The sequence below is a fragment of the Streptomyces sp. NPDC004658 genome, from assembly GCF_040609555.1.
GTDB lineage: Bacteria > Actinomycetota > Actinomycetes > Streptomycetales > Streptomycetaceae > Streptomyces.
This window is the reverse complement of sequence record NZ_JBEXKG010000219.1, coordinates 1-9,783: the sequence shown is the minus strand read 5'-3', so window position 1 is coordinate 9,783 and position 9,783 is coordinate 1. Positions and strand designations below refer to the sequence as shown.

The window sequence follows — 9,783 nt, the reverse complement described above, 5'->3', positions numbered from 1 at the left end:
GGCAGGGCGGGGGCGCCGGGCCCGGCAGCCGGTGCGCTAGCGGCGGGAGGCGGACCGGCCTCGCCGGTACAGGATCGACCCGGCCGCGATCAGGGCGGCGCTGGCGGCCGAGGTCGCGATCATGGCCGGCCCGTCACCACCGGTGTGCGCGAGCACGGGCGGCTGCCCGGGGTGCTCCCCGCCTCCACCGCCGGGCGGCGGGGTGTGGCCGGTGACCGGGGGCGTGCTGTGACCGCCGCCCGGAGGGGTGCTGTGGCCGCCACCAGGGGGCGTGCTCCCGCCGCCGCCGTAGGGAGGCGGGGTGGTCTCCTCACCGCCGTAGGGGGGCGGGGTCGGCTTGCCACCGTAGGGAGGCGGGGTGGTCTCCTCGCCACCGTAGGGAGGGGTGGCCGTCTTGCCGCCGGAGGGAGGCGTGGAGTGGTCGGCGCCCGGGCCCGGCCGACCGCCGGAGTCCCCGTACCCGGAGTCACCCGAGCCGCCGTACCCCGACGTGCCCGAGTGGCCGTACCCCGAGGTGCCCGAACCGCCGTGTGCCGGCTGCTGCGAACCACCGTGCCCCGAGTGGGAACCACCGTGCTGCGAGCCGTAGGAGCCGACGTGACCCGAGTTCTCCGCACCGCCGTGACCCGGGTTGCCGGAGCCGGCGTACCCGGAGGCGTGCTCCTCGTGGGCCGCCGGGCCCGGCCGGCCGTAGGTCGACGCGGCGGCGCAGGAGTTGGCGAATGCCGGGTTCAGCGCGGCGGCCGCGTCGACGGAGTTGCCGCAGACGTTGACCGGGATGTTCACGGGGGCCTGGATGTTGTTCCCGGACAGCACACCGGGGGAACCCTGCGCGGCACCGCGCGCGCCGGTGTCGGCGAGTGCGGAGCCGCCGTACAAGGACAGCACGCCGGTCGCTGCCGCGGCCACCGCCATGCCCTTGCTGAGTGTCTGTCGCAATCTCGTGGTCTTTCCTGCTCGAAGAAGTGGGAAGGCCGGCCCCGGAGCGCGGAATCGACGGATCGGCGGTCCGGGGCCGGCCAGTGCGCAGCCGGCGGGGCCGGCGCCTCGGACGGACCTCAGTCGTTGGTGCAGTGGTTGGCGAGCGCCGGGTTCAGCAGGCCGATGATGTCGACCGTGTTGCCGCACACGTTGATCGGCACGTGGACCGGGATCTGGACGACGTTGCCGGACAGAAAACCCGGGGAGTGGGCGGCGCCACCCTGGGCTCCGGAGTCGGCGAAGGCGGGTCCGGCCATACCCAGGGCCAGGAGGGCGCCCGCAACGGCAGCGACAGTCTTCTTCATGAATGTTCCCTTCTCTGGGGCCATGCCCCAATGACGGCCAGAACCGTGTGCGCACGACGTGAACGGTCGCGGCACGGAACGAGGGATTGACACAACAGCAGACCGCGGAACGCGGAACGCGCGACAATCACTCTTTCGCACCGCTCTCTCACGCGTTTTCCCTCGCCTGAAATCCGCGAAAAGGCCCGGGCAGTCCGCGGACAACGCAGCGGACGACCCGGGCCCTGCCAGTTCGGCTCAGCCTTCGCCGTTGGCCGAGAGGACCGACAGGTCCTCCAGGACGTGCGAGACCGCGCCGTCGCGCTTGGCGTTGGTGGAGTTGTCGTTGCACTGCTGCTGCAGGTGGTCCGACAGGATCGGGATGTCCTGCGCGGTGACGCCGATGAGCGCGTCGACCGCGACGTCGACGTCCTGGACGCCGACACACGGCTTGTTGAGCGAACCCTGCACCAGCGAGAGCTGCGGGCTCATGTCGCCCTTGGTCGCCGAGTTGCCCCACGACGACGCGGCGCCGTTGCCATTCGCGACGGTCGGTCCGTCGTCGTTGCCGATGGCAAGCGCCTGCGGCGCGGCCGCCACCGCCATTCCCACGACAGAAGCGGCGGTCGCGGCGGCGACCATTGCCTTCTTGAGCACTTCGCGTTCCTTTCCTCGTAGCGACGCATGCCCTACGGCCTCATCAACCCGGCGCATCGGGAATGGTTCCGCTGATTCACTCGGTTGGAGCGCAAATTACTGGGAGGTGACGAGAAGCCATCAATCCGAAAAGCACACCACCAGCCCACCGCATCGGCCGACGGGGTGAACGGGAGAAACCACGAAGGGTCCGCGGAGTTGACCAGTGCGCTCCGGTGGACGGGGTTTCCTCAGAAAGGACTGGCCAGTGATCAAGAAGATTGTTGCCACTGCGGCCGTCGCCGCTTCCGCCATGGGCGCCTCCGCCGCCGCGGCACCGCAGGCGCTGGCGCTCGGGAACGACAGCGGCCCGACCGCCGCCAACGGCAACGGCGCTTGGCAGAGCTACGGCAACTCGGCCACGTACGGGAACATGAGCCCGCAGATCGCCCTGATCCAGGGCTCTTTCAACAAGCCGTGCATCGCTCTGAACGACATCCCGGTCGGTGTCGGCGCCCTCATCGGTGTCAATGTTCAGGACATCCCGATCCTGTCGGACCACATGCAGCAGCAGTGCACCGAGAACTCCTCGAACGTCAAGCGCGACGGCGCGCTGGCGCACCTGCTGGAGGACGTGTCGATCCTGTCCGAGAACTCCGACTCCGGTCACTGATCCCGGTCCGCGAAGCGGGTCGCCGAGTCCTCGGCGGCCCGCTTCGGCGTTCCGGCGGCGGCCGTCGGCCCGTCAGCGCCGGTAGAGCGCCTCGATCTGCTCCGCGTACGCGGCCGTCACCGCGTGCCGCTTGACCTTCAACGACGGGGTGAGCAGCCCGTTCTCCTCGGTGAACTCGCCCTCGACGAGCGCGAACGCGCGGATCGACTCGGCGCGGGAGACCGCCTCGTTGGCGTGGTCGACCGCCTTCTGCACCTCCGCGCGCAGCCGCTCGTCGCGGACCAGCGTGGACAGCGGTGTGTCCGGTGGCAGCTTCCGTACGGCCAGCCAGTGGGCGACCGCCTCCGGATCGAGGGTGATCAGCGCGGCGACGAAGGGCCGGTTGTCGCCGACGACCAGGCACTGGCCGACGGGTGAGCGGCTGCGCAGCCGGTCCTCCAGGACGGCCGGCGAGACGTTCTTGCCGCCGGAGGTGACGAGGATGTCCTTCTTGCGGCCGGTGATGGTGAGGTAGCCGTCGTCGTCCAGCGTGCCGAGGTCGCCGGTCGCGAACCAGCCGTCGTGCAGTACGGCGTCCGTGGCGGCCGGGTCGTTCCAGTACGACCCGAAGACGATCCCGCCCTTGATCAGCACCTCTCCGTCGTCGGCGAGGCGCACGCAGACGCCCGGCACCGGGCGGCCGACCGTGCCGGGGCGGGGGCTGAGCGGGGGCACGATCGTGGCGGCGGCGCTGGTCTCGGTCAGGCCGTAGCCCTCGTAGACGACGATGCCGGCCGCGAGGAAGAACAGGTTGAGGTCGCGGTCCAGCGGGGAGCCGCCGCTGATGGCGTACCGCATCCGGCCGCCCAGCTCCTTGCGGATGCGGCGGTAGACCAGCAGGTCGTACAGCGCCCAGGCGGCGTACAGGCCGGGTCCCGGGCCCTTGCCGGTGCCGAGGAACGTGCGCAGGTGGGCCTCGCCGAAGCGGACGGCGACGCGTTCGGCGCGGTCGAAGGAGGCGGCCCGGCCGAGTTTCTCGGCGGTGGCCCGCCCGGTGTCGTGGATCTTCTCGAAGAGGTACGGCACCCCGACCAGGAAGGTGGGCCGGAACTCCTTGAGCGCGGGCCGCAGTTCGTCCGGTTTCACGCTCGGGAAGTGGCCGGTCTCGATGCGGGCCAGCAGGCAGGCGAGCTGGAGGGTGCGGCCGAGGATGTGGGCGAGCGGCAGGAAGAGCAGGGTGGACGCGGCCTGGCCGGTGACCGCCTGGAAGACCGGGTGCAGCAGCTCGACCGTGCCCGCCGCCTCGGCGTGCAGGTTGGCGTGGGTGAGGACGCAGCCCTTGGGCCGTCCGGTGGTGCCGGAGGTGTAGCAGACGGTGGCGATGGTGTCGGGGCCGAGCGCACCGCGCCGCTTGGCGAGTTCGACGTCGGAGCGGTCCAGGCCGAGGACGGCGAGGTCGGTGAGGGCGTCGGCGTCGAGTTGCCACAGGCGCGGGGGGTGTGGGTGGCCGGCCGTGCCGGTGGTGACGGTGGCCGCGTTCGCGGCGGTCTCGGTGACGACGAACCGGGTGCCTGAGTCGCGGACGATCCACTCGACCTGCTCGGCGGAGGAGGTCGGGTAGACCGGTACGGACTGGCCGCCGGCCGCCCAGATCGCGAAGTCCAGGACGGTCCACTCGTAGCGGGTGCGGGACATCACCGCGACCCGGCCGCCGGGTTCGAGCCCGGCGGCGATGAGCCCTTTGGCGACGGCGGCCACCTCGGCGGCGAAGGCCGCCGCCGTCACCGGGTGCCAGGTACCGCCGTGGTCACGGCGGCGCAGCAGCACCGCGTCGGGGGTCTCGGCCGCGTGCGTGAACGGCAGGTCGGCCAGGGACCCGGTGGTGAGCGGGGGCGCCAGCGGCGCCGCGCGCACCTCGCGGACCGTGCCCGCCGGGTCGCGGACGATCTCCACCGCGGCGCGGTCCGCGAGATCGGTGCGCTGCCGTGCCCGTTTCAGATCCCTGCGTACGCCCATGACGGCTCCCGGTGGCGGTGCGTGGCCGGCCAAGGTTCTTACCTAGAGGTCAACTTACCCGTAAGTAAGGAAAGGTCAATGGGGCCCGCACGGCTTGCCGCACAGGTCTCCCGCACGGCCTCAGTCCACCGGCTCGGTGCCGCTCGCCTGACGGATCGCGTCGGCGAGACCGCGTACGTCGGCGTCCTCGGTGGTGTCGGCCAGCCCGGCGGCCCTGCGGGCGAGGCTGGTCAGGCTGGGGGCGCCGGGCAGGGCGGGGCGGTCCCCGGATCCGGTGCGCAGGGCTTCAGCGAAGTACGCGGCGACCGCGGTGACCTGGAAGCGGGGGCTCGCCCGCCAGACCGATCCGGCCAGCGCCCCGGTCTCCAGGCCGCCCGTCGCCTCGTGCGGGTCGCGGGTCTCCGGGTCGAGCCACCGGACGGTGGCCGTGGCGAGGTGACCGCTCGCGCCGTGCCGGGTGTGGACGGCGTACAGGGCGGTGACGGTGTGGCCGGGGCCGACCTCTCCGCCGTCGACCCGGTCGTTGCGGAAGTCCTGGTCGGCGACCTTGCGGTCGTCGTAGCCGATGAGGCGGAACTCGGTGACGGTGTGCGGGTCGAAGGCGACCTGGGCCTTGGCGTCCCGGGCGGTCAGCTCGATGTTCCTCGGCAGCTGCCCGGCGAAGACCTTGTCGGCCTCGCCGGGGTCGGAGACGTACACGGTGTGGCCGTCGCCCCGGTCGGCGAGGCGTTCCATGAGGGAGTCGCCGTAGGTGCTGCCGACGCCGACGCCGAAGAGGGTGATGCCGTGTTCGCGGCGGGCGTCGTCGATCCGGCGGAGGATCGCGTCCGCGCTGGTCTCGCCCGTGTTGGCGAGGGCGTCGGAGACGAGGACGACCCGGTTGGTGGCCCCCTTGCGGGCGCCCTTCACGGCGGTGGCGTAGCCCTCCTCGACACCCGCGCCGAGGTTCGTGGAGTTCTGGGGCTCCAGGCTGTCGATGGCGTCGCGGACCGTCCCGCGGTGGCCGCCCAGCCGGGTCATCGGCAGCACGGTCTCGGCGTCCCCGCTGAAGGTGACCAGGGCGACGGAGTCGTCGTCGCGCAGCCGGTCCGTCAGGGTGGTCAGGGCGTGCTGGGCGAGGTCCAGGCGGCCGGGTTCGCCCATGGAGCCGGAGGTGTCGATGACGAAGGTGAGCACGGCGGGCGGGCGGTGCGCGTCCGGCGCGGCGGGCCGGGTGGCGAGGCCGACCCGGACCAGGGACCAGTCCGGTTCGCCGGTGCGGGCGCCGTCCACGGTGACCGTGAAGCCGTTGCCGTCGGGCCGCCGGTAGTCCTGGCGGAAGCTGTTGACGAACTCCTCCGGGCGCACGGTGCGCGGATCGGGCCTGCGGCCGTCGGCGAGTGTGCGGCGGGCGTAGGTGTAGGACGCGGTGTCGACGTCCAGCGCGAAGGTGGACAGCCGGCCGCCGGCGTCCTGCCGGACCACGCCGGACTCGCCGCGGCGGGCCTTGCCGTCGGCCGTCTGCGCGGTGCCGCCCGCGCTGCACGCGGTCAGCAGCAGCCCGCCCACGGCCGTGAGCGCGAGCAGCGCCCGCCGTACCCGGTGATCCCCGTACCGCTCCATCTGGTCCTCCCCGTGGGCGTGTTGGCGTCGGACAGGTGCGTCCGCTGCCGACTGTGACGCGGCACGGGCCCGGAACGTGCGTTCCGGGGAGTTGCGGATGGATCTCGAACCGGCCACGGCGGCGGCCCGCCGTGACCGGTGGGTGACACACCGGTGACCTAGGGCGTGTCCTAGGAGACGACGTCCTTGCGGGCGAAGCCCCGGAAGGCCAGGGCGAACAGCACCAGGGCGTACGTCATGGAGAGCGCGGTGCCCTGGATCATGCCCGACCACTCGGGGCGGGGCTGGACGGCGTCGGCCCACGCGAACTGCCAGTGCGCGGGCAGGAAGTCGCGCCAGTGACCGAGCGCGGTGACGGCGTCCAGGACGTTCCCGACGATGGTGAGGCCGACCGCGCCGCCGACCGCCCCGAGCGGGGCGTCGGTCCTGGTGGACAGCCAGAACGCCAGCCCGGCGGTGACCAGCTGGGACACGAAGATGTACGCCACGGCCACCAGGAGCCGCTGGGCCGCCGTCCCCGTGTCCAGCGCGCCGCCGGTCGGTATCTGCAGCGGGCCCCAGCCGTAGGCGGCCGTGCCGGCGGCGAGCGCCACGAGCGGCAGCAGCACCATCGCGGCGAGGCTCATCCCGAGCGCCACCGCGAGCTTGGACCACAGCAGCCGGGCCCGGGGCACCGGCGCGGCGAGCAGGTAGCGCAGCGAGGACCAGCTCGCCTCCGAGGCGACCGTGTCCCCGCAGAACAGGGCGACCGGGATCACCAGCAGGAAGCCCGCCGACACGAAGAGGTTCACGGCGGCGAAGTTGGCGCCGGAGGCGGTGGCCGTGTCCATCAGGGTGATCTGGCTGTTCCGGCCGCCCGGGTCGCCGCCGATCGCGAACGCGGCCAAAAGCACGAACGGCAGTGCGGTCAGGACGGCGCCCATGACCAGCGTGCGGCGCCGCTTGAGCTGGCGGACCAGCTCCACCCGCAGCGGCAGGGTGCGACCCGCCCGATAGCCGGAGGCGACCTCGGTCAGCGTGCTCATGCGGAACCTCCGATCAGGGTGAGGAAGGCGTCCTCCAGGCGGCGGTGCGGTCCGACGGAGGCGACCGGCACCTCCAGCCGGACCAGCTCCACGACCAGCTGCTCGGCCGTGCCGCCGGGCCCCAGCCGGATCAGCAGCCCGTCGTCGGTGCGCACGGCGGAGGCGACGCCGTCCAGCGCGCCCACCTTCTCCAGCACCGGCTCCTGCACCGGTTCGGCGGTGCCGACCAGCAGGGTGTCGCCGGAGCCGACGATCTCTCGGACCGGGCCCGCCTGCACCAGCCGGCCGCGGTCCATCACCACCAGGTGGGTGCAGGACTGCTCCACCTCGGCGAGGAGATGGCTGGAGACGATCACCGTGCGGCCACCGGCCGCGTAGCGGATCATCACCTCGCGCATCTCGCGGATCTGGGGCGGGTCCAGCCCGTTGGTGGGCTCGTCCAGGATGAGCAGGTCGGGCAGGCCCAGCATGGCCTGGGCGATGGCGAGGCGCTGCCGCATGCCCTGGGAGTACGTGCGCACCGCGCGGGCGAGCGCGTCGCCGAGCCCGGCGATCTCCAGGGCCTCCTCCAGGTGGGCGTCCTCGGGCGGGCGGCCGGTGGCCCGCCAGTACAGCTCCAGGTTCTCCCGGCCGGACAGGTGGGGCAGGAAGCCGGCGCCCTCCACGAAGGCGCCGACCCGGGAGAGCACCGACGCGCCGGGCCGGACGGCGTGGCCGAAGACGCGGATCTCGCCGGCGTCCGGGCGGATGAGGCCCATCAGCATGCGCAGGGTGGTGGTCTTGCCCGCGCCGTTCGGTCCGAGCAGGCCGAGGACCTGGCCCTTCTCCACCCGGAAGGAGAGGTCCCGGACGGCGTACCGGTCGGTGGAGCGGGCGTACCGCTTGCTCAGGTCCGTGATCACCAGCGGGACCTCGGCCAGCTCCGGGTCGGGCGCGGGGGCGGCCGTCCGGCGGCGGGTGGTGAGCAGCAGGGCGAGGGCGGCGACCGCGCCGGCCGCGGGCAGCCACCAGACCCAGGCGGGCAGGGGGGCCGCGGCGGTGCTGACGGAGGGCGCCGTCGGCACGCTCAGGTCTCCCTTCAGGGAGACGGTGTAGGTGGCCGGGGCGGCCGGGGAGGCGTAGCCGAGGTCGGTGGAGGCGAGGACCAGGCGGAGCCGGTGGCCCTTCTGCACCTCGTGGTCGATCGCCGGGAGCGTGACGGTGACGTCCTTGCCCGTCTTGGCGCCGGTCACCCGGAAGGGGGCGACGAGCTGGGCGGGCAGCACCTGCCGCCTTCCGTCGGGTCCGACGTCGTAGACCTTGCCGAACAGGACGGCGTCGTCGCGGGTGGAGGTGATGCGCACGGTGGCGGTCGGGGTGCCGGTGATGCGCAGGTCGCGGGTCAGGGGCGCGGAGTCGAACCGCGCGTACTGGCCGGGGAAGTCCAGGGAGACGCCGACGCCGAGCGCGGAGAGCTGGGCGAGGCCGCCGGAGCCGCCGAGGCCGGGCAGCGCGGAGACGCCGGGCGGGCTGGCCCCGGCCGGGTTGGCGACGCGCTGCGTGCCGCCGGTGAGGGCGATGGTGCGCGGATGGTCACGCAGGCCGGGATAGGCGGCGGCGCTCGCGCCGCGCAGCTGGGCGGCGCCGTCGGTGGAGTCGACGCCGCCGGTGCGGGTGATCCGGAAGACCGGGCCGGTGTCGGTTCCCTTGTCCCCCTTGAGATACCGGTCGAACCACGCACGCACGCGTGCCTCGACCCGGCTCGTCTCCATGTCGCCGCCGTCGTGCCCGCCGGCGATCCAGTCGACGTCGACGGGGGCGCCGTTGGCGCGGATCGCCTTCTCGGCCGCGTCGGCCTGGCCGAGGGGGAACAGGGAGTCCGTCTGCCCCTGCACCAGCAGGGTGGGGACCTTGATGCGGTCGCCGACCGCCGACGGTGAGCGTTCCTCCAGGAGCTTGCGGGCGGCCGGGTCCGGGGTGCCGGATTCGGCGACCCGGTCGTACATCCGGCACAGCGCGGGCTCGAACTTCGCGCAGCCGCCGCCGGTGTTGACGAAGACGCCGGCCCACAGCCTCTTGAACACGCCGTCCGGGAACAGGGCGTCCGCGAGGTTCCAGTAGGTGATGGCCGGGGCGATGGCGTCGACCCGGTGGTCGTACCCGGCGGCGAGCAGGGAGATCGCGCCGCCGTAGGAGCCGCCGGCCACACCCACGCGCGGGTCGCCGGGCTTGTCCAGCCGCACCTGGGGCTGCCGGGCCAGCCAGTCGATGAGCCGGGAGACGTCGGCGACCTCTCCCTTCGGGTCGTTGAGGCCGATCTTCCCGGTGGAGCCGCCGAAGCCGCGCGCGGACCAGGTCAGGACCGCGTACCCGTCGCGGGCGAGGTCCTCGGCCTGCCGGCGCATGTCCGCCTTGCTGCCGCCGAAGCCGTGCGCGAGCAGGACGGCGGGGTGCCGGCCGGTGTCGGCGGGGGTGAAGTACGAGGTGTCCAGGCGCACCCCGTCGACCGCCATCACCTGGTCGCTGCGGCGCACGGCCCGCTGGTCGTCGGAGGCGACGGCCGCCGTCCACGTCCCGGCGCCGGCGAGCACCACGGCGGCGGCCCCGG

The 9,783-nt window shown here is 73.2% G+C and carries 8 protein-coding genes; 1 reads left to right on the top strand and 7 read right to left on the bottom strand.

Annotated features, from left to right (window positions below; translation table 11 throughout):
* Positions 1 to 36 precede the first annotated feature (36 nt).
* The 3 genes from ABZV94_RS37615 to ABZV94_RS37605 form a co-directional block, all read right to left on the bottom strand.
* Complete coding sequence (locus ABZV94_RS37615) at positions 37 to 939, bottom strand: chaplin (protein WP_356348852.1); 903 nt, start codon at positions 937 to 939, stop codon at positions 37 to 39.
* A gap of 119 nt (positions 940 to 1,058) precedes the next feature.
* Positions 1,059 to 1,286 carry a chaplin gene (locus tag ABZV94_RS37610; RefSeq protein WP_356348850.1) on the bottom strand — a complete coding sequence of 76 codons (228 nt, stop codon included), beginning with the start codon at positions 1,284 to 1,286 and terminating at the stop codon, positions 1,059 to 1,061.
* 237 nt (positions 1,287 to 1,523) lie between these two features.
* A complete protein-coding gene (locus ABZV94_RS37605) occupies positions 1,524 to 1,922 on the bottom strand; it encodes a rodlin (RefSeq protein ID WP_014672821.1) in 399 nt (132 codons plus the stop codon).
* Positions 1,923 to 2,169: 247 nt separating this feature from the next.
* Between ABZV94_RS37605 and ABZV94_RS37600 the strand changes: the two genes are divergently transcribed.
* On the top strand, positions 2,170 to 2,574 hold the full coding sequence (locus ABZV94_RS37600; RefSeq protein WP_014672822.1) for a rodlin: 405 nt from the start codon (positions 2,170 to 2,172) through the stop codon (positions 2,572 to 2,574).
* Positions 2,575 to 2,646: 72 nt separating this feature from the next.
* On the opposite strand, the gene ABZV94_RS37595 is transcribed toward ABZV94_RS37600, so the two are convergent.
* The 4 genes from ABZV94_RS37595 to ABZV94_RS37580 form a co-directional block, all read right to left on the bottom strand.
* The gene (locus ABZV94_RS37595) at positions 2,647 to 4,569 is read right to left on the bottom strand and encodes an AMP-dependent synthetase/ligase (protein ID WP_356348849.1); all 1,923 of its coding nucleotides are present in this window, start codon (positions 4,567 to 4,569) and stop codon (positions 2,647 to 2,649) included.
* A 120-nt stretch (positions 4,570 to 4,689) separates the two neighbouring features.
* Entirely contained in the window at positions 4,690 to 6,171 is a 1,482-nt protein-coding gene (locus ABZV94_RS37590) for a von Willebrand factor type A domain-containing protein (RefSeq protein WP_356348846.1), read from the bottom strand.
* Positions 6,172 to 6,341: 170 nt separating this feature from the next.
* Positions 6,342 to 7,196, bottom strand: a complete 855-nt coding sequence (locus tag ABZV94_RS37585; protein ID WP_356348844.1) for an ABC transporter permease — start codon at positions 7,194 to 7,196, stop codon at positions 6,342 to 6,344.
* The coding region (locus ABZV94_RS37580; RefSeq protein WP_356348841.1) for a CocE/NonD family hydrolase at positions 7,193 to 9,783 on the bottom strand (2,591 nt) is incomplete at its 5' end. The genes ABZV94_RS37585 and ABZV94_RS37580, both read right to left, overlap by 4 nt.